At 47.2% G+C, this 23,893-nt stretch carries 18 protein-coding genes and 1 pseudogene; 12 read left to right on the top strand and 7 right to left on the bottom strand.

The window, feature by feature from the left end; genetic code table 11:
• Positions 1-103: 103 nt before the first annotated feature.
• Positions 104-1,198, bottom strand: coding sequence for a DUF1559 domain-containing protein (locus tag Pan54_RS10460; RefSeq protein WP_315852381.1), 1,095 nt, complete (start codon positions 1,196-1,198; stop codon positions 104-106).
• A gap of 929 nt (positions 1,199-2,127) precedes the next feature.
• On the opposite strand from Pan54_RS10460, the gene Pan54_RS10455 reads away from it, so the two are divergent.
• A complete protein-coding gene (locus Pan54_RS10455; protein ID WP_146503434.1) occupies positions 2,128-3,468 on the top strand; it encodes an MFS transporter in 1,341 nt (446 codons plus the stop codon).
• Between the two features lie 302 nt (positions 3,469-3,770).
• Positions 3,771-6,098 (top strand): alkaline phosphatase D family protein, encoded by a 2,328-nt coding sequence (locus Pan54_RS10450; protein WP_146503433.1) that lies wholly within the window; start codon positions 3,771-3,773, stop codon positions 6,096-6,098.
• Positions 6,099-6,111: 13 nt separating this feature from the next.
• Here the strand turns inward: Pan54_RS10450 and Pan54_RS10445 are convergent, their stop codons facing one another.
• Positions 6,112-6,351: a hypothetical protein gene (locus Pan54_RS10445; RefSeq protein ID WP_146503432.1), complete on the bottom strand. Its 240-nt coding sequence runs from the start codon at positions 6,349-6,351 to the stop codon at positions 6,112-6,114.
• Between the two features lie 214 nt (positions 6,352-6,565).
• Here Pan54_RS10445 and Pan54_RS10440 point away from each other — a divergent pair.
• The 4 genes and pseudogenes from Pan54_RS10440 to Pan54_RS10425 all read left to right on the top strand — a co-directional run bounded on the left by Pan54_RS10440 (position 6,566) and on the right by Pan54_RS10425 (position 11,498).
• Positions 6,566-7,556, top strand: a pseudogene (locus Pan54_RS10440) (IS30 family transposase).
• A 192-nt stretch (positions 7,557-7,748) separates the two neighbouring features.
• Positions 7,749-8,639 (top strand): endonuclease/exonuclease/phosphatase family protein, encoded by an 891-nt coding sequence (locus Pan54_RS10435; RefSeq protein ID WP_146503430.1) that lies wholly within the window; start codon positions 7,749-7,751, stop codon positions 8,637-8,639.
• A 48-nt stretch (positions 8,640-8,687) separates the two neighbouring features.
• On the top strand, positions 8,688-10,343 hold the full coding sequence (locus Pan54_RS10430; RefSeq protein WP_146503429.1) for an alkaline phosphatase: 1,656 nt from the start codon (positions 8,688-8,690) through the stop codon (positions 10,341-10,343).
• A gap of 57 nt (positions 10,344-10,400) precedes the next feature.
• On the top strand, positions 10,401-11,498 hold the full coding sequence (locus tag Pan54_RS10425) for a cellulase family glycosylhydrolase (RefSeq protein ID WP_146503428.1): 1,098 nt from the start codon (positions 10,401-10,403) through the stop codon (positions 11,496-11,498).
• Here the strand turns inward: Pan54_RS10425 and Pan54_RS10420 are convergent.
• The 4 genes from Pan54_RS10420 to Pan54_RS10405 are packed head-to-tail and all read right to left on the bottom strand — an operon-like array spanning position 11,495 to position 13,161.
• On the bottom strand, positions 11,495-12,049 hold the full coding sequence (locus tag Pan54_RS10420) for a hypothetical protein (RefSeq protein WP_146503427.1): 555 nt from the start codon (positions 12,047-12,049) through the stop codon (positions 11,495-11,497). The genes Pan54_RS10425 and Pan54_RS10420 overlap by 4 nt on opposite strands.
• The gene (locus Pan54_RS10415; protein ID WP_146503426.1) at positions 12,046-12,381 is read right to left on the bottom strand and encodes a cupin domain-containing protein; all 336 of its coding nucleotides are present in this window, start codon (positions 12,379-12,381) and stop codon (positions 12,046-12,048) included. The genes Pan54_RS10420 and Pan54_RS10415 overlap by 4 nt, the downstream gene beginning before the upstream one ends.
• A complete protein-coding gene (locus Pan54_RS10410) occupies positions 12,374-12,943 on the bottom strand; it encodes a sugar O-acetyltransferase (RefSeq protein WP_146503425.1) in 570 nt (189 codons plus the stop codon). The genes Pan54_RS10415 and Pan54_RS10410 overlap by 8 nt, the downstream gene beginning before the upstream one ends.
• Complete coding sequence (locus Pan54_RS10405; protein ID WP_146503424.1) at positions 12,940-13,161, bottom strand: DUF1653 domain-containing protein; 222 nt, start codon at positions 13,159-13,161, stop codon at positions 12,940-12,942. Before Pan54_RS10405 ends, Pan54_RS10410 begins: the two co-directional genes overlap by 4 nt.
• A 515-nt stretch (positions 13,162-13,676) precedes the next feature.
• Between Pan54_RS10405 and Pan54_RS10400 the strand changes: the two genes are divergently transcribed.
• The 4 genes from Pan54_RS10400 to Pan54_RS10385 are packed head-to-tail and all read left to right on the top strand — an operon-like array spanning position 13,677 to position 21,312.
• A complete protein-coding gene (locus Pan54_RS10400) occupies positions 13,677-15,920 on the top strand; it encodes a DUF1549 and DUF1553 domain-containing protein (RefSeq protein ID WP_242631277.1) in 2,244 nt (747 codons plus the stop codon).
• 45 nt (positions 15,921-15,965) lie between these two features.
• Positions 15,966-18,248, top strand: a complete 2,283-nt coding sequence (locus Pan54_RS10395; protein ID WP_146503423.1) for a serine protease — start codon at positions 15,966-15,968, stop codon at positions 18,246-18,248.
• Positions 18,245-19,678 carry a DUF1501 domain-containing protein gene (locus tag Pan54_RS10390; protein WP_146503422.1) on the top strand — a complete coding sequence of 478 codons (1,434 nt, stop codon included), beginning with the start codon at positions 18,245-18,247 and terminating at the stop codon, positions 19,676-19,678. The genes Pan54_RS10395 and Pan54_RS10390 overlap by 4 nt, the downstream gene beginning before the upstream one ends.
• A gap of 59 nt (positions 19,679-19,737) precedes the next feature.
• Positions 19,738-21,312, top strand: coding sequence for an alkaline phosphatase D family protein (locus Pan54_RS10385; protein ID WP_207310101.1), 1,575 nt, complete (start codon positions 19,738-19,740; stop codon positions 21,310-21,312).
• A gap of 51 nt (positions 21,313-21,363) precedes the next feature.
• Here Pan54_RS10385 and Pan54_RS10380 read toward each other — a convergent pair whose 3' ends face one another.
• Positions 21,364-22,560 (bottom strand): GNAT family N-acetyltransferase, encoded by a 1,197-nt coding sequence (locus tag Pan54_RS10380; protein ID WP_165441705.1) that lies wholly within the window; start codon positions 22,558-22,560, stop codon positions 21,364-21,366.
• 196 nt (positions 22,561-22,756) lie between these two features.
• On the opposite strand from Pan54_RS10380, the gene Pan54_RS10375 reads away from it, so the two are divergent.
• On the top strand, positions 22,757-23,650 hold the full coding sequence (locus tag Pan54_RS10375) for an alpha/beta hydrolase family protein (RefSeq protein WP_146503419.1): 894 nt from the start codon (positions 22,757-22,759) through the stop codon (positions 23,648-23,650).
• 14 nt (positions 23,651-23,664) lie between these two features.
• Positions 23,665-23,859: a hypothetical protein gene (locus tag Pan54_RS10370; RefSeq protein ID WP_146503418.1), complete on the top strand. Its 195-nt coding sequence runs from the start codon at positions 23,665-23,667 to the stop codon at positions 23,857-23,859.
• Positions 23,860-23,893: the final 34 nt, after the last annotated feature.

Here is a 23,893-nt window from a genome sequence, read left to right as displayed (position 1 = left end):
TTTCGAGCATATTCATAAACGAATTGCAGCATTCAGTAGGAGTAAACACAGTGTCATTTGCGCACTGATTCCCATACGGCTGCAGAATTCATTTTAAAATGGTCTAAAATTCTCCGACAACTTCACCACCCTGTTTGGTGCCGAGTGATCCCCAGACTCCATAAGGGGTCTGGACACTTGATCCCCCTCCGGGAGGCGAGGCATTCGCGTTACCAGCATCGATATTTTCACTGATAAAACGGACGGAGCCATCACCCATTAAGAACTGAGCACCGCCTTTGTGTTCGCTGGAAGCGGTTAATATTGCAGTCCCGTTGTCTGCGTTGGGATTATTACCGTTTGAGCAGGAAGGATTATTAGGAGCCAGGATTGTGCCGAATGCACAACGTTCGGCCTGACCATCCCACAGTGAACCTCCATGTCGGGCTTTCACAGGAAGTCCAGCCGAAAACTGACCGTTGACGACGGTCGCTTTGCAATTCGAGGGTGTCAGTGGAGTCACTTCATTGACAATCGATTGACGAATTCGATTTCGGTTGCCTGTGGTTGAAACTCCTGCATTGGCACGAACGTGTTCGCCCATCGCAATCGTATTACTCAGGCCATCGGTTACATCTCGGAACTTGACTTTTGACCTTCTGCCGAACATCCCTCGCACATTACTGCCGTTGATGCCGCTCGCGTTGTCTCCTACGCAGAAAACATAACTGTTTGAACGGGGGTCGCTGACACTGTAGCCAGGATCTGACGGACACAAATATCCCGGGATGACAGCATTATTCCAGACCGACCAACTTTCCCAGCCTCCCGGTCCACCCGGTGAAATGGGAATACTGGGATCGCCAGCACTGATGGCATCAAACAGAGCGTTTTGCTCAATGAATGGCAGGAGGGAATAAAATCCACTCAGTCGATTACAGTTCCCGCTGCGGCGAGTGCCGATTGATGTACTGATACTTCCGCAGGTGTCTGTCCCACCTGAACGATAAGGCAGACAGCGGTAGACATCGTGATAATTGTGCATTGCCAATCCGATCTGCTTCAAATTGTTCTTGCACGAACTTCGACGAGCCGCCTCTCGGGCCTGCTGCACAGCTGGTAAAAGAAGAGCAACCAAGATTGCTATAATCGCGATCACTACTAGCAACTCGATCAGCGTAAACCCACGTCTAGTTCCGGGGTGTCTCAAGTTCATCATACTTTCCTCGTAATGTAAGAGTCGTGAAGGGATAAATATCCTGTTAAAAATTGGCCAGCATGAAATGCTGAAAGTGATTTTTCGAACTCAACGATTAGTAATTATACTAACCTTAGGGCTCACACATAAATCGGTCAACTTATGTTATGCGATTTATGCGATTTGCTGGTAATTATAAGTGAAGCTTATGTATTGGCGGCTTTTGGCCGAGTCGACGCTAATCCAATAGGTATATTTATGGATAGATTTCGTACCCTGAAGCCCACTGGAAGATTATTTGATGCATTCATGCAGGAGCAAAAAACGTGTTTTCTTACGCTTGAAGCCCATGCGACTGAAGAATCCATTTGAAAACCTGAGCAAATCATCGCTTCTCAAGAGTCATGATTCACACCAAAACGATTACATTACTCACGCAAATCCGTGTTGCGGGCGCTCTTGGAGAGAAGTCCCTGAATTTTAAAACTTCAGGAGCTCCCGCTAAGGTGGAGCGGCACCGTCACTCCAAGTTTTTTGGAGTTCAAGTTTTACCAGGCGTCATTTTCGTCATAAACCACCAAATTCAGGTTCCGTTAGTAAAAAGGGGATCATTATGGTTGGTTGTCCACAGTTTTTCAGACGATCTCTGTGGTTCCAAATCGAAATTGTTCTAAAGATTACCAGATCGTTTGAAAACTTACCCAAAGACGATTTTCGCCTTAACCGCACACAACAGGATTATTCAAACAGCATCTTGATATTTACGGAACTGATGGCATCGCATATTACTCGCACTTCAAGGTAGCTCCCCCTATTCGACCTGAAGCAGGTCCTCTCTTTATTTGATGGTGTCCGGCCAATTGTCCGGTTTAACTATGCTGTGAATTTTGCCCACCAATGAACTCGAAAACCCGTCTTTGCCGAGAGTCGATCAGAGGAAGCCTCAATCGATGATTCGTCAGGATCTCAAATACAGCGTTGGCGATGGGGCGGCTTTTGGCTTGATGGTTGGGATGGGAGAAACCTACCTGCCTGCTTTTGTGCTGGCGATTGGTCTCGGAGAACTTGTTTCGGGGATGATTGGCAGCCTGCCCTTATTTCTCGGTGGAATTCTGCAATTAATCTCCCCGTGGGCAATTCGGAAAATCGGTTCTCATAAAAACTGGGTTGTCGCCTGTTCTCTGGTGCAGGCTTTAATGTTTGTTCCTCTGATATTCGCAGCCTGCAGGGGAACTTTGGGAACGTTTGAAGTGGTGTTGATTGCATCCCTGTATTGGGGGACAAGCCTGGCGACTGGTCCGGCTTGGAATACTTGGATTGGAACACTGGTTCCCGTGCGAGTCCGCTCAAAATACTTTGCTTCACGAACTCGAATTTCTCAAGCTTGTGTCTTTATTGGATTCATCGCAGCTGGACTATCTTTGCAGTATGCTTCCCAGCAGAATCGGTTGTTAACCGCTTTTGCAATTTTGTTCAGCGTTGCGGGTATTTGTCGCTTGATATCGTCTTATATGCTGGCTCGACAACGTGAGCCGTTCCCGATTCCAGCAGGCATGGTCCGTCGACCGATCACGCAGACATGCCGGGATTTAACCGAGGGACCGGGCGGTCGCCTGCTCATGTTCTTGGTGGCAACACAGGCGGCTGTGCAGATGTCTGGACCGTATTTTACGCCGTTCATGCTGAACAATCTGAAGTTTTCTTACCTGCAGTTTGTGAGTTTGATCGCGGTCGCTTTTCTGGCACGAATCTTTGCGCTGCCAGTCTGGGGTCGCCTGGCTCATCGCGTTGGAGCAATGCGGCTGTTATGGATTGGAGCTCTGGGGATTGCACCTGTCAGTCTCGGATGGACTTTCTCACAAAATTATTACTGGTTGATGACCATTCAGCTTTACTCAGGAGCAGTCTGGGCTGCCTATGAACTTGCCTTTTTCCTGCTCCTGTTTGAATCGATTCCAGAACAGCAACGCACTGGATTGCTGACCGTTTACAATCTGATTAATGTAACAGCCTGGGTCTGCGGGGCCCTGGTGGGGGGATTGCTGTTGTATTCGATGAATACCAGCTTCAATGCCTATTTGATTCTCTTCGCTCTTTCTGGGCTGGGACGTTTCCTGGCCCTGCTACTGCTCACAAGAATTCCGCATTTGGTCGTCGCCTCCAGTGAAATCGGTATGCGAACCGTAGCGGTGCGACCGAACGGTGCCAACCTGGATGCCCCAGTGTTGCCGAGTATGCCTGATCAAACAGACGAGGAATCAGTACGAAATGAAGTCGCTTTGACTGCTTGAACGTCTGCTTCTTATTGGCAAAACAGGAAATTCCTCACAAAAACTCTTTGTCATCAGTCAGAAGGCAAAGAGTTTTTGAGTTTGTTAATAGTGGTACAGAAACGATAAAATAGCTCAATCACTATTTCCTTTTTGGATTCCTTAAACAAACGTCCTCTTCAAATTTTTGTTGCTCCAGTCACTTCATAAAATCACACATCAACGATTGATCACTTGACTGATGTATGTTTCGATCAGAAGAATACAGCAGAGACTACTGATCAAAAATAATTCTTCCTCACAATAATAAAATCGGATGCACCATGATTAATGAAATTCCCAGACGAGTCGCCCTGAAATTATTGACGATGGGTTCTGCCTTGATCGGTACAAAAAATAGTCTTGAAGTTCGTGGAGATGAAAAAGACGGCTCCGAGAAATTACAGGTTGTCGGGAATTGGAAACAAACTCATGATCGAGTCTGGTTGGGTGAGGAGTTTTGGGCCAATCCGATGGAAAACTGGCGAATTGTCGATGGTGCAGCCGAATGTCAGTCGACATCGGGAAATCGCAGTGTGCATTTACTGACGCATCAGATCACCAACCCTGGAGGTTCATTTCAAATGTCGGTGAATACCCGACAGGTGCAGGCTGGCAAAAAAGAGGGGGGAGTGGCTTTTCGCGTGGGAGTCAGCAGTGATATCAATGAATATCGCAGTAACTGTTTTGCTCCGGGAGGTATTGTCGCTGGTGTTGTTGAAAACCAACTCGTTCTCGGCGGCAAGCGAAGTGATTTGTCGAGGAAAGCAGATCTTCAGGATGTGTCTCTGAAACTGAAGGGAGAGCCCGCTGGAGATCAATATCAACTTGAGTTGACGGCATACTCTGGCGGAAAAACACTCGGCACTCTCAAGAATCTCTTCCGTCCCCAGGCAATTCTGGGGAATGTCGCATTAGCCAATAATTTCAATACAGCCGATCGCAAATCTGATGGGAGTCGATATGCGTTTCGCGACTGGAAGGTTGGCGGGGATGCATTTTTTGTCAATGAAAATCACAAATTCGGACCAATTCTCTGGTCCATGTATTCACTGAGTGATTCCCGCAGTGACGAAGGTTTTGTACTCAAATTGAGTGCATTGACTGGTCCACTTGGTAAGGATGACAATCAACTAGTTGAATTGCATTTGAAGAAAAACGGAACTTGGCGGCAAGTCGTCAAATCAACTTTGAATACAGATGCCTGGGTGGCAACTTTTCGGATATCAAATTGGAATGAGAATGTAGAAGCGCCCTATAAGCTCGTTTATCGAGAACAACTCACGGATGGAGGGGAGTCTGTTTCAGAATGGTCTGGGACGATTAAGGCTAATCCAACCGGCAGGCCGTTACGCATGGGAGCGTTGACCTGTCAGAACGATTACGCATTTCCTTATGAACCCGTCAATGAAAATTTGATGAAGCTCGATCCTGATTTACTGTATTTTTCTGGTGATCAGATTTATGAAAATCATGGCGGCTTCGGTATCATTCGCGATCCCGCTGAACCTGCGATCCTGAATTATCTGCGAAAATTCTATCAGTTCGGCTGGTCCTTCCGTGAAGCGATGCGAGACCGTCCAACCCTATGTATTCCTGACGACCACGATGTTTTTCAGGGAAACATCTGGGGTGAAGGAGGAGCACCGATGCAGGGCATCGACAAGGGAGCCTCTTCCAAAGGTGGTTACCGTGAACCGGTTCGCATGGTCAATGCAGTCCATTTGACCTGCACATCACATCATCCAGATTTTTATGATCCGTCGACGATCAAACAAGACATGAGTGTCTATTACGGCGACATGGTTTACGGCGATGTCAGTTTTGCCATCATTGCTGACCGTCAGTGGAAAAGCGGGCCAGAGCATGTCGACACGGGTAGTGGACGGGCAGACCATGTGCAAGATCCCGAATTTGATTGCTCGAAACTGGATAAACCAGGCCTGGTTTTACTCGGTGAACGTCAGGAAGAATTCTTGAAACAGTGGGCGGAAGACTGGCGGGGACATTCGATGAAAGTCCTGCTGAGTCAGACCGTTTTTGCCGGAGTTGCGACCCATCATGGAGACTACAATGGATATTTAAAAGCAGACCTGGATTGCGGAGGCTGGCCACAAACAGCTCGGCAGCATGCGCTCGGTATTATCCGCAAGTCGAAGGCTTTGCATGTCAATGGCGATCAACATTTGACGACAATGTGTCAGTACGGATTCCAAAAACAAAGAGACAGCAACTGGTCATTCTGTCCTCCTGCGATAGCCGTCGGCTATCCTCGCTGGTGGCGTCCCGATGAGTTGGAGATGCCTCATCAGAATCGACCGAAACATGATTTACCAAATACTGGTGAGTTTACAGATGGGCTAGGAAATCTTGTCTATGTATATTCGGTCGGTAATCCAGAAGTTGCCTCAGAAAAGAATCGATACGATAAGGCTCATCAGAAGGGAAGCGGTTTTGGAATTGTTACGGTCGACACTCAGGCAAAAACTTACACGATTGATTCTTACAAATTTCTTATTGATCCAACCGATGGCAATGAGACGAATCAATTTCCTGGTTGGCCATTAACAATTCATCAAGCTGAAAATCAGGGTGAAAATTCCATCTCCTGATGAAATGACTGGTTTATTCTGAGCAGGCGATTTCCAGGATTTCGGAGACAATTTCCATTAATGGCTCGGCTCCGCTTTCTTTAATCATTCTGCAGATTTCAGCGAACGTCTCGGGTTCATCTCGTGCACTTTCCAGGGTATGCAATCCCATCGTCACAATTCCGAGATGGGTTTTGATGTCGTGCTGGAGTTGTCGAAGTTGTTTACGGCGATCTTCCATACAGGATGGCGTCGTATCCTGTTCATTGTTCATAGTACTGCCTGAATTATTGGGAATGTGGTGAAAGCAGGGGAGATCGGTTGGTATTTGAGTTTGAATTCCTAAAGAGGATTCATCTCTATCTTAACTGTAATTAAATATGGTGGATTCAATTTTGAAATGCACGGGTTGATGGAAAAAGAGTGACATTCGTGAGATGGTTTGTTTTGACCAAACGACCATCAATCCTACTAAGAAGAAATCACGAATGTCACACACGCATCTTACTGCTGAGGAACGTGATTCCATAGCGCACATGCACGCCCTGGGACACTCTCGAATAGAAATTGCGCGCGAGTTATCCCGAGACCCCAGCACGATCTCCCGAGAACTGCGGCGGAATTCGGATGCGACCGGGAAGTATTTCGCCGGGAAAGCCGACCGCAAAGCGCGACGGCGTCGACAACTCTGCAAACTCCCCTGGAAACTCAACCACGCTCCGCTCAAAGAATTCCTGCTCGATAAGTTGTCTCTCAAGTGGTCGCCGGAACAGATTGCAGGTCAACTCTTGCGACTGCATCCTCGGGAGGCCAGAATGCGAATATCCATTGAGACGATTTACGCCTGGATCAAAGCAAACAAAAAGCAGGGCGGCAACATCTACAGGCAGCTGCGTCAATCGAGAAAGAAACGCCGCAAACGCTACGGCACAGGGATCTCCAGACGATGCGACCCGACCAAAAAGCCAATGGATCAGCGACCGGTTTCTGCACGCAATCGTTCGCGGATCGGGCACTGGGAATCGGATACCATCGAGGGTCAAAAGGGGACCGGCTACATTGTCACGCATGTCGAACGCAAGACCGGCTATCTTGTGGCGAGCTATCTGCCGGACAAGAAAGCATCGACGTTGAACGCGGCTTCGGTGTTTGCGTTTGAGGGGTTGCCATCGTCATTGATTCGAACTTTGACGACGGACAACGGGAGTGAGTTTTCGGGTCATCGAGAGTTGGAGCAAGCCCTGCATTGTGCGATCTATTTTGCTCCGGCTCGCCAGCCGTGGCAACGCGGCCAGAATGAGAACACCAACGGGCTTCTGCGGCAATACTTCCTGAAGGGGAGCGATTTCCGTAAACTGAAAGCCGAGGATATTCAAGCGGCTGTGATGGAGTTGAACAACCGGCCTCGCAAAAAGTACCAATTCAAATCACCACACGAATGTCACTCTTTTTCCATCAACCCGTGCATTTCAAAATTGAATCCACCTATCTCTCCAGAGCAATCCTTCATCAGATGCATCATTATTGGCACTTTAGGGTGGGTGTCTGTGAAAGTTGTTTAGCTGACATGAACTGCTAACGCATTTCATAGATACTATTGATTAGCACAAAGTTTCGCGTGTCTTCGCATTAAATAAAACGGGACATCACCTCGAATCAGATGGATATAAAATGAAGCGAATCACGATTCTGTGTCTGATCATTTTCCTGTTCGAATCTTCTGCATTTTTGCAGGCTGCCTCACCTTTAAAGTCGGTCAGGGTCGTCAGATTCAATGTCTGGTATGGTTTCTCCAAAGCTCCAGAACAAAAAGCAAAGGCCCTGAAATATTTGAACGAGCAAAAACCTGATATTGTCTCTCTGCAGGAGTTGAACGGTTACCGGAAAACGAATTTGGAGCAAGATGCCATCGCATGGGGGCATCCTTACAGTGAGTTATTGAAAGAAGACGGTTTTCCCACAGGCATCACTTCGAGTGCTCCCATTGAAGATGTTCAAATAACAAAAGAGGGATTCCATCATGGACTGCTGCGATGTCAGACACACGGGTTGTATGTTTATGTGATCCATCTGCATCCTTCCAATTGGGAATTACGCCGGCGTGAGATTAATTTACTGCTCAAAGATATTGACGCACTCCCGGCCAATTCGAAAATAATTCTGGCAGGTGATTTCAATACATTTTCACCCCGCGATCAAACTGAGTACAATTCCTCAAAGGATTTGATCCCATTCTTCGAGCGACTCGATAAGCAGACTCAAGGGAATAATCTCAAAAATGGAAAAATTGATTACTGGCACATCGAGAAACTTGAACAGGCTGGATTGGTGGATGTCATCGCGAGTCAGCGAAATCAGTTTGATGGGACTTTCCCCACAGAATTAAGAAGAAGTGAAGACTTGGGTCCCGAGCGCAGGCTCGATTACATTTTTTGCTCTCCGAATTTAATCAACTCCTGCATTTCAGCTCAATGTCTTGTGAACTCCAAAACCTCAATGTTATCCGACCATTATCCCGTGACTGCAACATTCCAATTCGAAAAGCAATCCCTCAACCACTGATTGTTTGACATCCCACCCCTGAAAAACCTACCAGATGAAAGAATTCTTGTGTTCAGACTTTTCTTCCTGACTATTGCCTTAACAATCTCACTCCCAATTCATTCAATTCGCAGTGAAGATTATCTCTTTCAACTTCAAACCGATGCCGTTGAAGCTGGAAAATCTCCGGTCGGGCATTGGGGATGGGAACAGGACAATTACATGAAGTGGGGAACTCACTCGAATCGATTGATTCCCGTATACACTTTTGGAACATGCAAAGCAGGAGATGGAATCGATCTGACGGATTATCAAAATGAAAACAGTCCCTATCGGAATACAGCATCTGTCCGACAAATCTTCCATCGTGTTCCCCCAGGAACGGTAAACAACGAGGCCGAGTATTTCGATCAGACAAATATCTATGATATACAACTGGCAGCTTTAAGAGATGGCAAAAAGCATATCATACTGGTCGTATTCGATGGCATGGACTGGCAGACTACATTTAATGCGAGCACTTACAAGAATCAACAGGTGAAATACGATTCCGGTCGCGGCAGTGGACTTCATTTTCAGGATTATCAGGCACAAGGAACGTCACAATTTGGCTGGATGGTGACGAGCCCCTATTCGGACAATGGCAAAGTCAATGTCGATCATCAAACAGTTTCGATGGAGAACAATCCCAAATTAGGCGGATACACTGCTGCCATTGGTGGACCGTATCCCTGGTCAATTCCAACAGAATTAGAATACCTGATTGGCAAAGGAACCATCGAACATACTTATACTGATTCTGCAAGCTCTGCCACCAGCATGACGACCGGAGAAAAAACCTACGACGCTGCGATCAATATCGGCCCCTTTGGAAATCAGTTCACGACAATTGCTCATCTGGCCCAAAAGAAGAATTATAAAATTGGTGTCGTCACTTCTGTTCCCATCAGTCATGCCACTCCAGCGGCAGCTTACGCTCATAATGTATCCCGAAACGACTATCAGGATTTAACACGGGACTTGCTGGGACTCACTTCGATCAGTCATCCCAACAATCCACTTTCAGGTGTAGACGTCTTGATTGGCTGTGGCTTCGGAGAAGATCGAAATCAAGATGCAGGTCAGGGTGAGAATTTTGTTCCCGGCAATGGGTATTTGACGACAGAGGATCTTTTAAAAGCCGATTCCCGCATGGGTGGAAAATATCTGGTCGCGCAACGGTCCGAGGGAGTTTCTGGAAAAACGTTGTTAGAAGTTGCGGCTCAGGATGCGATTGATCAGCAGAAACGACTCTTTGGATTTTTTGGCGTCGACAAAGGACACCTCCCATTTCAAACCGCCAATGGTGACTTCAATCCCACAATTGGCCGAAGCAAGAAAGCCGAAAATTACACCGATGCTGACCTCTTTGAAAATCCGACACTCAGTGATTTTACTGCTCAAGCCATAAATGTCCTGTCGCATAACGATGCCCCGTTCTGGTTGATGGTCGAAGCGGGAGATGTCGACTGGGCCAACCATGACAACAATCTCGATAATTCGATTGGGGCCGTTCTCAGTGGAGATGCCGCTGTGAAGGTGGTAACCGACTGGGTCGAGGCCAACAGCAGCTGGGACGAAACCGTGATGATTGTGACTGCCGACCATGGACATTATTTCGTGCTGGAAGATCCACAATTGTTGATTAAGTCGACTGAAGAGGGAGCAAAAACAAATTCCGAATAATATTACTTTGGGATAGTTTCTGCGAATTCAGCCTCTCAGTATAAATGAGGTAACAAAATGCTGAGAATCATACTTTCAATAGTCGCAATTATTAATGCTTCTTATTGCTCCGCTGAAGAGATGTCATGGATACAAGTCTCTCTGGACGGGAATGGTTTTGAACAAACGGGAACGAACCAACCGTTTGTCCCCTGGGGATTCAACTACGATCACGAAGGTGATGGAAAACTGCTCGAAGATTACTGGGACGACGAATGGAAGACTGTTGAAGAGGCGTTTCAGGAGATGAAAGTACTAGGGGCCAATGTGGTTCGTATTCATCTACAATTTGGCAAGTTCATGGATAGTCCAATCCAGCCGAAGAAAGCGTCATTGAATCGTCTGGTCAAACTGCTTGAACTGGCTGAGCGAACGGGACTGTATCTTGATGTGACCGGACTGGGTTGTTACCACAAACAGGATGTCCCAGCCTGGTATGATGAATTGAGTGAATCGGAACGCTGGCAGGCTCAAGCGGTTTTCTGGGAAGCGATTGCCAAGACGTGTGCAAACAGCCCGGCTGTTTTTTGTTACGATCTGATGAACGAACCTGTTGTTCCAGGAGGCACGAGGAAAAGAACAGACTGGCTGGGTCCTGCTTTCGGGGATAAGCATTTTGTGCAGTTCATTACCTTGGAGCAGGGGGGACGGGAACGAACTGAGATTGCCCGAGATTGGATTCACACACTTGTCACTGCGATTCACAAGCACGATAAACGTCACCTGATCACTGTCGGCATGGTCCCCTGGAGTCTCGACCGGCCGGGACTCAATTCAGGTTTTGATCCCATGAAAGTTGCTGGCGACCTCGATTTCATCGCCATGCATATTTATCCAGAACAGAATAAACTCGAAGAAGCAATTCAAACATTGAAGGGTTTTAAACAGGTAGGCAAGCCTCTCATTATCGAAGAAATCTTTCCACTCAAATGTAATGTCGACGAATTGAAACAATTCATTACTCGCTCCCGAGAATATGCGACCGGTTGGCTTGGGTTCTATTGGGGAACTACTCCGCAGCAGTATCGAGAGAAGCCTGAGGACTTGCCTGCATCGATCACGCTAGGATGGTTGGAATTCTTTCAGAAAAATGCTCCTGAATTCCAGGCTCATTAATCATTTCGTTTTTTCATATTCCCCAGATATTGTGCAAATTCTTTCAGGTCATCTGCTGACATCGATTCGACAATTTCCAACTTGTGGATGTCATGCAATGCGAGGATGTGATCCGCATGAAAGTAAATGGAACGGCCTGATTCCAGTCCGTGCAGGTGGCATTCTGCAAGATGATTATCAACAACGCCTCTAAAATGCTTATCAGAGACGTCCTGAATCTGGACCCAGAAGTCTTCTCCCCAACCACGGGACGGAAGTTTTGGAGATGGCAGGTTTAATAACGATTCAGGGTGCTCGTGCTTGAGAATCGGTTTGGAGAGTTCCCCATTGCACGAGGGGCATTTACAGGCAGCAAGATCGTCCTCATGAACTGAGAACCTGGGGGAATCAATTCTTAATTCAACAAATTGGCCTGGGGCGACATTTCGTTTAATAACATCGGGGGGAATCTGAAACTGTTCTCCGTTGGCTTGATGCATAGCGACACCATTTACGAGTTCATAACCATTCGTAAATCGCTGTTCGTCAAATTGATGCTTCAGACTGTTCATTTTGCTTGATAATACACTGCTAACCACACAGTCGGTTCTTTGTCAGTTGTCCATTCGACGCGATGCTTCTGATGAGCAGGAATCAATTGATGATCTCCCGGCTGCATGACAATCGATTGACCAGCCTCAAAAACTAATTCGGCTTCGCCTTTGAGTACGATCACCCATTCATGTTCTTCTTGATCATACCAAAATCCCTTTTTGTTGGCATGTCCGGTGGAGACGATCCGTTCAATGCGAACATGTGAATTCTCTGCAAGAATTGTGATCAGTTCTTCAGAAATTTTGTCCGGTAAATTCTGAAACAGATTATTTAAGTTGGAATCAGTCATTGCTCGGCTCTTCAAGAGATCGAATCACCCGGCAGGGATTCCCGGCTGCAAGGACTCCCGCTGGGATATCTTTTGTCACAACACTCCCCGCCCCGATAACGGCTTTTGATCCGATTGTTACACCAGGACAGATGACGGCAGAACCTCCCACCCAGACATCCGAACCGATTGTAACCGGCATTCCGAATTCCTGTGTTCGCCTGAGTTCGGCATTTAATGGATGAGTAGCCGTATAAATCTGAACGGCTGGACCGAAAAACGTGAAGTCGCCAATCTTGACTTCACAGACATCCAGAACCACACAATTAAAATTGAAATAGACTCGTTCACCGAGGTATATATTGGATCCGTAATCACAATAAAACGGAGGTTCCAGCCAAACAGAATCCCCTCCGCTGCCCAATAATTCCTTAAAGATTCGTGATCGAACCTGCTGATCTCGCGGTCGAGTTGAATTCAATTCGAAACACAGATCCCGAGCACGATCTCGCTGCTTCACCAGTTCGGGGTCAAGAGCATCGTACAATTCTCTAGCCAGCATTTTTTCTCGCTCAGTTCTCATCTGGCTTCTTCGACCTCTTCAATAAATTTGAAGCGAGGGATCTGTTCTCCGTCACGAACAATCGTTTCGAAGAACATCGACTTTGGACGAACCCACAAACTCCGATCCCCATAATCTGTTCGATACACCACTAGTTCCTCTTCGGTTTCACTGTGTCGAGCGAGTCCGATGACGATGTAATCCTTACCCTTGTAGTGACGGTAACGACCGGCTTTCAATTTTGTGACTTTCGTATGGGTATGAACTGAGAGCGTCTAGATAAAATTGTTATTTCGATCAATTCAAAAAGCCAACCAATAATTATCATGACTAGCAGAACGGCTGCCAGAGCTCTCAGCAGAAAAAAGGAACCGTCCTTCTTTTATATCGAAAACTGTAACATCGCTCAAAATAATCCTGCAATCGTTCAAGCAAACAGATTGAACATCGCCATCTCATTCACCTACAGACCACTGATTTTACTCTCTAACGAGCAATGGTTTAACATTCTCCTATACAGATTTGCAGACATTTTCCTGAAATGCACAAACTCTTGATCTCAATATCTTCGAAAGTATTCCTTCACTAAATATCCATAAAGTGACATAAACCGTTGACAGCCTATCTAATGCTGATGATCATATATGTATCAATGGGAATTAATGCTTATGTCGCAATGATTTCACGTGATACCCCACACGATCCCCCTGCATCCAAACTGCCTTGATATCCTCAAATTGTGAATGGATACGACATGAGTCGTGACTCACAAGTCCTTCCTGCGAAATTATCGATGTTATCTTTGCAAGGAACGCTTTGCGTATGCCTGCTCTTGATCAATTCGGTTTCAGCAGCTGAGAGGACTAAGCCGATTAGTTTCACCAATGATGTTATCCCGGTTCTGACAAAAGCGGGTTGCAATACGGGTGTCTGTCATGCAAAAGCTGGCGGTGGTCAGAACGGTTTCCAACTCTCACTGTTGGGATTTGAATCTCTGGATGATTACGAAGCCATCGTGATGGATGGTCGAGGACGTCGAGTCTTCCCTTCGTCTCCAGATCAAAGCCTGTTACTCAAAAAAGCCGCTGCTCTTGTGCCCCATGGCGGTGGTATGCGACTGACGCCGGAATCCTCCGGTTTTGAATTACTCCACAATTGGATCGAGCAGGGCATGCGGTATTCCAATGAGAATGCCATCGATTTGGTTTCGGTCGAAGTTCAACCGGCTCGTTCGGTCCTTGAGATGAATCATCAACAGCAGTTGAACGTTCTCGCTAAATATTCAGACGGAAGTATTCGCGATGTCACTTCCCTTGCACTGTACGAGGTCAACTCGGAAGCGATGGCTCATGTCGATGAAGAAGGCCTTGTAAAGGCCAGCGATATTCCTGGCAAAGTCGCCGTTATGGTGAGGTATCAGGGGCAGGTCTCGGTCTACACAGCAGCGGTTCCACTTGGCGCTCCTGTTGAAGAAGTTCCAGAATCGAACAATTTTGTTGATGATTTCGTTTTTGAAAATCTGAAGGAACTCGGCATTCCCCCTTCACCGATTTGCGATGATGCGACTTTTTTACGTCGAGTCTCTCTGGATATTTCTGGAAGAATTCCAACCGAAAAGGAGACGACAGAATTCCTCGCCAGTTCCGATCCTGATAAGCGGGACATCGTGATTCAGCGATTACTCCGCAGTCCTGGATATGCCGATTACTTCGCCAGCAAATGGACACCTCTGCTCAAGAACAGACGTGATAACGCCAGCGACATCACGGCCAATTTCGCCTTTCATGCCTGGATTCGCGACAGTCTCCTGGCAAACGTCTCGTACGATCAGATTGTGCGCGAACTATTGGCGGCGACCGGAACTGTCGTCAGCAATCCCCCTGTCGCCTGGTACAAACGGGTCAAGGATCCCAAGGAACAACTCGAAGATGTCGCTCAGTTATTTCTTGGTGTCAGAATGCAATGTGCGCAGTGTCATCATCATCCCTTCGAGCGTTGGAGTCAGGATGACTATTATTCACTGTCTGCATTCTTCAGCCAGATCGGTCGCAAGCCGACCGCGACTGCTGGGGAGGACTTGATTTTTCACAAGCGTGGTATCGCGACGGCTAAGAATGTGAAATCTGGAGAAAATCTCACACCGGCTGCTCTTGGAGCCGATATGGGAGAAATCCCGCCTGATGTCGATCCTCGGCTGAAACTGGCCGACTGGATGAGTTCTCCAGAGAACCCATATTTCGCCAAGGCTCTTGTGAACCGATACTGGAAGCATTTTTTCAGCAGAGGTTTGATTGAGCCGGAAGATGATATCCGCGACACCAATCCACCGACGAATCCAGAATTGCTCGCGGCACTCGAAAAGCATTTCATCGACAGTGGTTATGACCTCAAAGAAATGGTTCGCACGATCACATCCTCAAAAGCCTACCAACTCAGCGCGATGCCGAATGAGCATAACCTGGGAGATCGTCAAAACTACTCCCGGTTTTACCCTCGTCGTATGCAAGCCGAAGTTTTACTCGATGCCATCGACGACCTGACTGGCGCAACAACACGTTTTGCCAACCTGCCCAAAGGCACGCGTGCCATCGCCCTGCCGGATAACAGTTATAACTCATCCCAGTTTCTCCAGGTCTTTGGACGTCCGAGCAGTTTGAGTGTCTGTGAATGCGAACGCGTTCAATCCTCGAGTCTGGCTCAAAGTTTGCATCTGATTAACTCTTCAGAAATTAAAACAAAGCTTGCCACAGGTAACGGTCAGGCGGATCAGTTTGCAAAGTCGGACGAATCAACAGAAGCAAAAATCCATGAGATGTATCTGCTGGCGTATTCACGCAAGCCAGAGCCGCATGAAATTGAAACCGCTCTCGAATATTTGAATGCAACTGCACTCGATGCAGAAGGAAAACCAATCGCTCCTGCGACCTTGGAAAAACAAAACTGGCAGGACCTTCTCTGGGCCTTAATGAACACAAAAGAGTTCATGTTTAATCACTAGAGCTTCGAATCACTGACAACCCGATTCAGTCTGAGAGAATGAAAAATGAAACCGAATCTACTGCGTCAAAACCGAATCCAGAGGGCTTCATTTGCCATTCTCTGTGTGGTGACTCTGTTTTCCAGTCTCGAATCCGTCAATGCCCAATCCGTCTGCCTGCCTGCTCCCCGGCTATTAACCACCATGCCTATGGGCGGACAGACTGGTAGTACGATTGAGGTGACCATTACTGGTCAAAATCTGGATGCAGCAGAAGATTTGATTTTCTCTCACCCGGGAATCACTTCTAAAAAACAGGTTGACGCAAATGGTCAGCCAATACCGCTGAAGTATGAAGTGACAATCGCAACCGATTGCCCGACGGGAATTCACGAGGCTTATGTGATGACTCGTTTGGGAGTTTCATCTTCAAGAGTGTTTACGGTCAGTAAACGCCCTGAAGTGGTTCGCACTAAACCGAACACGACGCTCGAAACAGCAATGCTGCTTGAGGTCAATTCGCTTTGCAATGCGGTCATGACGAAGCAGTCGATCGATTATTACACCTTCAACGCAGAGAAGAATCAGCGTATTGTTGTTGATTGCGGAGCCGAGGGAATCGACTCGAAACTCAAACCCGTACTCATTGTTGCCGATGAAAATGGTGGAGATTTGCTCGTTGAACGGCGAGGAGGAGCGATTGATTTCACTGCCCCCGAAACGGCTACCTATGTCATTAAAGTTCATGATTTAACCTACAATGGAGGCGCCGAGTATTTTTATCGCCTTTCATTGCAGGAACTTTCTCCTGATGAGCAGGTCGAACGTTTGCCATCCATCCAGTTGGTGAATTCTTTCTCTTGGCCTCCTTCGCAATACACCGAGGAGACTCTGGAAGCAGAAACAGAGCCGAATAATCAGTCCATAGAAGCTCAGCAGATCTCTCTGCCATGTCTTATCTCCGGCAACTTTTATCCAGCCGCCGATGTCGACACATTCGAGTTTGAGGCGAAAAAAGGAGAGGTCTGGTGGGTCGAAGTCGCTTCGGAACGTATGGGACGGCAAACCGATCCCTTTGTTCTCGTTCAACACGTAGGAAAAGAAGGGGAGCAGGAAAAGCTGACTGATATTGCTGAATTGAATGACATCCCTAGTCCTGTCAAAGTCTCCAGTAACGGATATTCTTATGACGGCCCTCCCTACAATGCGGGCTCGACTGACGTCCTTGGCAAAGTCGAAATCAAAGAAGATGGAATTCATCGTCTGCAGTTACGTGACTTATTTGGGGGAACCCGAAACGATCCTTCAAATGATTATCGACTGATTATCCGCAAAGCCAATCCTGATTTCGCATTGGTTGGTTGGGCCTTGCACATGAATCTCCGTAATGGCGACCGCAATGCCCTGTCGAAACCTCTGGCATTACGTGGTGGAACGACGATGCCGATTGAGGTTGTTGTTGTTAGACGTGACGGCTTCGATGGAGAAATCGATATCGAAATGACTGGATTACCAACGGGTGTCTCAGCGACAGGACTAAAAATACCTGCAGGGCAATCTCGCGGGATTCTCTTAGTCACTGCGGAAGTCCAGGCTCCTCGTGGTTTGTCTCAGGCATCTGTCTTGGGGAAAGCATTGATCAATGATCAAAATGTTGTCCGCCCCTGTTCCATGGCTTCCATGCAATGGCCAGTTGTCAATGCGGCTCAGGAAATCCCCAGCCCACGTCTGTTGACGCAAGTACCTGTTTCCGTTTGTGAAATCGAAGGTGCTCCCGTATCTATTGCCGCAGCAGAAGACAAGGTCTGGAAAGTGCTGGAAGGCGAAACCTTGACAATCCCGCTCGCTCATACACATCGCTGCGATTTCTCTGGGGCAATCATCAGCTTGAAAACATATGGAGCCGGTTTTGAAAAAGTCCCTAGCTTCGATGCCCCATTAAATAAAGCCACCTCTGAAGCCGTACTTGATTTGAAAACGCTGAAAACGCCGCCAGGTGAATACACAATTGCGTTCTACGGCAGTGCCGTTGCCAAATATCAGGATTGCCTGGAAGCCGTCGCAGAAGCCGAAAAAGCACTGGCTGACGCAAAAGCGGAAGTCGAAAAACTCTCCAAAGAATCTCTCGAACTGGCAGAAGTAGCGAAAACAGTGACAGGTGATGATAAACCGATTGCCGAAAAGAATGTGCAGGAATCAAATGCAAAATTAAAAACGGCTCAGGCTGAAGTTGTCGCAGCGGAAAAGAAACTGAAAGCCGCGACAGTCCGTGCCAAGCCCAAAGATATCGTTGATATTGTCGTCTCCAAACCGATTCGAATTCGTGTCAAACCAGCGGGGAAATCATGACGCATCCCTTCAATGCTTCCAGCGTAAAATTCTGTCCCGGTCCAGAAACCAGACGAGGCTTTCTACGGATGGGAATGGCTGGCTTTGCCAGTCTGAGTCTGCCGAGTGTTTATCGACTTCGAGCAGAGAGCCTTCAAACGTCTCCTGCCTCTGCGCCACAAGAAAAACGCTCTGTCATTATGGTATGGCAGCCAGGTGGCTGTTCGCATATCGATACATACGATCCCAAGCCTTCCGCTCCCGGCGAATACCGTGGCCCTTTTGCCACCATTCCGACAAAAGTCCCCGGTATGCAATTCACGGAATTGCTGCCACTGCAGGCTAAAATTGCGGATAAGTTCACCGTATTACGCTCAATGCGTCACAACGGCCCCGGTCACCCGGCTGGATCCATGCAGATGCTCTCCGGAGATACCGATTCTCGCGACAAACCAAAACCTAAATTGCCGGATTGGATGACCATCGCGAATTATCTGCGATCACAACAGGGGGAACGTGCAAATCCACTCCCGGCTTACGTGGGCGTCAATGGACCATCCACTTATAACGGGCCAGCTTATCTGGGAGATGCCTATGCTCCGTTCACCGTCACTGGCGATCCCAACAAACCAAACTTTTCCGTTCCTAACATTGGACTGGCAAACCCCAATGATGCACTGCATCTGAATCGTCGTTCAACTCTTAGACAGAATCTCGACAATCTTGAGCGAGCATTCGATCAAGCGGGCGAATTGGAAGCACTCGATGAATTTGAATCTCAGGCAATGACCTTGCTGACAAATCCTAAAACCAAAGAAGCATTTGACCTGACTCAGGAAGATGACAAAACTCGCGATCGTTATGGCAGAAATACATGGGGTCAACAGTTGTTGATGGCCCGGCGGCTGGCCGAAGCAGGGGTTGATATCGTAACCTCAAGCTTACGTGGTCCCCTGTGTGGACGAGTCCAGAACTGGGACGACCATGCCGTGAATCATCATGTGTTCGATGCCTTGCGATTTCGCTCGCAAGCCTATGATCAAGCAGTCTCAGCATTGATTGAAGATATTTACGAACGAGGGCTCGACAAGAATGTGCTGGTCGTTGTGACCGGTGAATTTGGCCGCACACCTAAAATCAGTTATCAACCAAGTACGGGCGAAGGCAATGCCAGTGCGCCAGCCGGGACGAAGCAACCAGGACGAGACCACTGGCCGCGTGCGTTCTCCAACATCTGGGCAGGAGGAGGAATTGAAACGGGTCGATTCATCGGAGCGACCGATAAACTCGGTGAAGATTCCATTGAACGAATCTGCGGCCCGGGAGATTTCCTGGCCACCATTTATCATCACCTGGGTATCGATTCCTCTAAGATCTTCATCAAAGATTTCAATGGTCGCCCAACTCCGATCGTCGGAGATGGCAGCCCGATTCCTGAATTGATCAGTTAATCCGACTCGTTGAAATCAGTCTTGCATTTTTCAAATTCATGTCTTAATGGAACCGATTGATGGCGCTCAATAAATCGTCCATGAACAAAACCTATGGTGTTAATCGCAGATATTTTCTGCGATATCTGGCGACTGTTTCAACCATTCCGACTCTGGCACTTCGCGCAGAAGCAAGTGAGGCCAATCCTCAATTCAAGTCGAACCCATTTACGCTCGGAGTAGCCTCGGGAGATCCCGCTCCAGATGGCGTTGTGATCTGGACTCGCTTATCACCCGAACCACTTGCTGGTGGTGGTATGCCAAATCATCCTGTGCAAACTCATTGGGAAGTTGCCCATGATGAGAAATTTGAGAAGGTTGTTCGCAGCGGAGTCGCGATTGCGATGCCTCAACTGGGGCATTCTGTGCATGTTGAAGTAGAAGGTTTAGAGCCAGATCGCTGGTATTTTTATCGCTTTCATGCGGGGCAGGAAACGAGCCCAATTGGTCGTACAAAAACAACTCCTGCATTGGATGTCATGCCAGATCGAATGCGGTTTGCATTCACTTCCTGCCAGCATTATGAGACCGGTTATTTCAATGGCTATCCTCACATGCAGCAGGAAGATTTGGATCTGGTCGTCCATCTCGGAGATTACATTTACGAATATGGGGGGCAAGACAAAAAGCCTCGCAAGCACATTGGCAAAGAAATTGAAACTCTCGATGAATATCGAACTCGTTATTCCCAGTATCGACTTGATGAAACATTGCAGGAAACGCATCGCCTGTTCCCCTGGCTGGTAACCTGGGATGATCATGAATTTGACAACAACTATGCGAATCTGGTTTCCGAGCAGGAAGGTATTTCTCCAGAAGAATTTCTGATTCGTCGGATGAATGCTTATCAGACCTATTACGAATTCATGCCGCTCCGTCGCAGTTCGTTTCCACAAGGTCCGAATATGAAGCTTTACCGGGGCTGCCAGTATGGACGACTGGCTAACTTCCATGTGCTTGACACCCGGCAATATCGTACAGACCAACCCAACGGCGATCATCAAAAGCCAATGGAAGGTAAGGTCTTCGACCAGAAAGCGACTATGCTCGGACAAGATCAGGAATATTGGCTCATGACGAGCCTGCTTCAGTCACAATCGACTTGGAACATTTTGGCACAACAGGTCATGATGGCTCCCCTGAATCGAGGGGAGGGCGATGACAGGAGATATAGCATGGATCAGTGGCCGGGCTACGAAATCAGTCGGCGTCGGCTCCTGCGATTCTTCCACGAACGAAAGATTCCAAATCCGGTTGTGCTGACAGGAGATATTCACGTCAACTGGGTGAACGACCTGCAGCTGGATTTTAATAATCCAAAGTCGCCTCTGGTGGGAACCGAATTCGTTGGGACAGCAATGACCTCAGGAGGCAATGGGGGCAATGTAATTCCCGAATACGAACGAGCAGCTGCCCAGAACGATTTTGTGAAATGGTACAATTCGAATCGAGGCTATGTCTCGTGTGAACTGACTCCACATGAGTGGACTTCTCACTTCCGAACAACACCATTTGTCGATCGTCCCAACTCCCCAATTTTGACACCAGCATCTTTCGTCATCGAAGAAGGGCAGCCAGGCGCTAAGCCAGCCTGAGTGATTCATCGCTAATATAATCGATTCTTCCAGGAGATGCTCAGAGAGTAGTTATGAAGGCTTTGCCAGCAATTTCCGCTTGAGCGAACGCATCAACGGACGTGTCGAACAGTACATTTTACTCAACAGCATGCCTGTCGGCACAAAGACGGTTTGTCTCGAAAGTTGATCTGGCCAGATACGTGCAAACAGCGGATGACCTGGAGTTGCACATGAGTCAATCACATTCAGTTCGGTCTGGTTCTTGAAGAAATCAATGAAATCGTATTCAAGAAGTAGACCAGGAGAATATCGAGCATAGTCCTCATCAAATGCGATTTTCCAGGCATAACCATTTTTACCAGAGATCAAATTGCACTTGAAAGCGATCGGTTTCTCGTCCAGGAATAATCCAAGCATTTGAAATTTGTTTCGCTCGAATGCCTGTCGTGTGGCGGTCATAAAGAATGACCGCTGAGAAGGATTCTGATTCAGAGCCGTCCCTTTCTGCCCTTTCCAGCCACGTTCTTCAAGAGACAAGAATCCCTTTTGCCAATCTGCCAATTGATGTAGGGATTTCAAAACGCGAAATTCCAGCTGCCCTTGCTCAGCCAACCGTCGTCGTTTCCGGTTCACATCACGTCGTATATTTCGACCATCCCAATCTGCAGAGTCTCTTTTCAAGCAGGACCGTCGACTGGTTTTCAGAATAAAAGGTGTAATACTCAATGCTTTGAGTACAAAATCTAATGAGGATTGAAATGCCCCTTCAGCCGAAACACAGGGGAGTTCAATAATCGAACAGTGAGCCGCTTTGCTCCACTTGATAAAAGCGAGAATTACTTCAATTTCAAATCCCGCACGGATAAGAGGGTCACAGGAAAATGAGAGCGAATTCGTGATCAACTTCCAGCCAGATCGAGGATACTTTTCGATCTGGGCCGATTCCAGAGGAAAAAATCCACAAAGTTCATGTGCTGAATCAAAATTTGTGTTTTGTCTATAAACAAAAATAAATCGAAGCTTAGGATTGTGATGTAAGGTTTGCAGGGCTGTCAGCAAAAAGTATGGTTCGTAAAAGGCATTGGAGATCGAGCAGAAAGAAATCAATTGATGCCAATCTTCAAGATACCCCAGTAAACCTGATACCGAATCTACGACTTCGACATAGAAATTCTCGTCAATCTGGTGACGACTAGAAAAAGCACGGCCATACGATTGGAGGGGAGAGGAGTCGGGAAATTTTCCTGCAAAAGAGATGGTGGACATTTTTCGCATTCCAAGTTTACAATTCGTAACAATACCTACTTAAACGTAGGTCAATATCAGGGTTTGTCAAAATCCTTTCCTACGACACTATTTGCTTCTCAATGTCCTTAAAATGATTTAATCGGTTCTTCGCAAAAAAACTCGAAATTAATAAATTCAACAACACCTCACATCGAAATCTTAGGACTTAAAAAGAATGCAATCAAAAGACTACCTGTTAGTGCTGACGCTCTTAATTCTCACAGCCGCACTTCATACCGATTATTTCGCATACTCAGCATCAGCAGAAGAAACTGCTCCAGTTCAGGTTCAGCAAACAGAATCGGACTGGTTCGAACGAAAGACTGAATGGAATGGATATGCGCAGTATCATTTCACGATTGCGGCAAGGCCTGCTTATGTGGTGACACCCAAGAAAGTGGCAGAGGGGAATCCATGGGTCTGGCGGGCACGATTTCCTGGTTTTCACGCTGAGATGGATGTGATCCTGCTCTCCAAAGGGTTTCACGTTGCCTATGTCGATGTCTCGAATATGTTTGGAAGTCCGAAGGCGATTGAAATTGGAGATGAGTTCTATAAATATTTGACGACGGAACGTCGTTTGGCAAGAAAAGCATGCCTGGAAGGTGTCAGCAGGGGCGGTCTGTTTGTTTATAATTGGGCAGCCCAAAATCCCGAAAAGGTGGCCTGCATCTATTGTGATACACCTGTTTGCGATTTCAAAAGTTGGCCAGCTGGCAAGGGAGAAGGAATCGGTTCTCCCCAATCCTGGCAACTGTGCCTGCAAGCTTATGGATTTACTGAAGAACAGGCGATTGAACACAAGCAAAATCCTGTCGACCATGCAGAGTTAATCGCTCATGCAAAAATCCCACTGCTGCATATTGTCTCAGAAAATGATCGTGTTGTTCCGCCGATTGAAAATACATACCTGTTACGAAGTCGACTTGCAGAGTTAAACTACCCATTGGATGTGATCACGGTGATGGCAGGTACCGAAAAGTCGAATGGTCATCACTTCACGCATCCAGATCCCGAACGTGTCGTTCGCTTTATTGAAGAGCATGTCTCGAAGAGTCAGGCACAATAGTTTTGAGGTAGGAAATGACGGATTGTTCTCTGGAATCCTCGATTCCAGATTGGATTATCGATCATCCGGAAACGATTCCGATCTTCAAAGAGATGGGGATCGACTCTTCCTGTGGTGGCAAATCACTGGAATATCTGTGTCTTCTCCAAGATTTGGATAAGCAGTTTGTATTTTCAAAACTGGTGGATGCAATCAAGTCGACATGTTAACTGGAGTTATGATGGGCAAATTTAGACCATTTTC

The organism is Rubinisphaera italica (genome assembly GCF_007859715.1).
Classification (GTDB): domain Bacteria; phylum Planctomycetota; class Planctomycetia; order Planctomycetales; family Planctomycetaceae; genus Rubinisphaera; species Rubinisphaera italica.
The sequence above is the reverse complement of the archived record's forward strand: the minus strand, read 5'-3'. Positions and strand labels throughout refer to the sequence as shown.

Coding starts and splice junctions, on each gene's coding strand:
- Pan54_RS10420 (WP_146503427.1), bottom strand. CDS start 12,049: ATGAACAGTCTGAAGCATCAATTTGACGAACAGCGATTTACGAATGGT.
- Pan54_RS10375 (WP_146503419.1), top strand. CDS start 22,757: ATGCAATCAAAAGACTACCTGTTAGTGCTGACGCTCTTAATTCTCACA.
- Pan54_RS10425 (WP_146503428.1), top strand. CDS start 10,401: ATGCTGAGAATCATACTTTCAATAGTCGCAATTATTAATGCTTCTTAT.
- Pan54_RS10385 (WP_207310101.1), top strand. CDS start 19,738: ATGGCGCTCAATAAATCGTCCATGAACAAAACCTATGGTGTTAATCGC.
- Pan54_RS10445 (WP_146503432.1), bottom strand. CDS start 6,351: ATGAACAATGAACAGGATACGACGCCATCCTGTATGGAAGATCGCCGT.
- Pan54_RS10400 (WP_242631277.1), top strand. CDS start 13,677: ATGAGTCGTGACTCACAAGTCCTTCCTGCGAAATTATCGATGTTATCT.
- Pan54_RS10460 (WP_315852381.1), bottom strand. CDS start 1,198: ATGATGAACTTGAGACACCCCGGAACTAGACGTGGGTTTACGCTGATC.
- Pan54_RS10370 (WP_146503418.1), top strand. CDS start 23,665: ATGACGGATTGTTCTCTGGAATCCTCGATTCCAGATTGGATTATCGAT.
- Pan54_RS10415 (WP_146503426.1), bottom strand. CDS start 12,381: ATGACTGATTCCAACTTAAATAATCTGTTTCAGAATTTACCGGACAAA.
- Pan54_RS10450 (WP_146503433.1), top strand. CDS start 3,771: ATGATTAATGAAATTCCCAGACGAGTCGCCCTGAAATTATTGACGATG.
- Pan54_RS10395 (WP_146503423.1), top strand. CDS start 15,966: ATGAAACCGAATCTACTGCGTCAAAACCGAATCCAGAGGGCTTCATTT.
- Pan54_RS10410 (WP_146503425.1), bottom strand. CDS start 12,943: ATGAGAACTGAGCGAGAAAAAATGCTGGCTAGAGAATTGTACGATGCT.
- Pan54_RS10390 (WP_146503422.1), top strand. CDS start 18,245: ATGACGCATCCCTTCAATGCTTCCAGCGTAAAATTCTGTCCCGGTCCA.
- Pan54_RS10455 (WP_146503434.1), top strand. CDS start 2,128: ATGATTCGTCAGGATCTCAAATACAGCGTTGGCGATGGGGCGGCTTTT.
- Pan54_RS10435 (WP_146503430.1), top strand. CDS start 7,749: ATGAAGCGAATCACGATTCTGTGTCTGATCATTTTCCTGTTCGAATCT.
- Pan54_RS10380 (WP_165441705.1), bottom strand. CDS start 22,560: ATGTCCACCATCTCTTTTGCAGGAAAATTTCCCGACTCCTCTCCCCTC.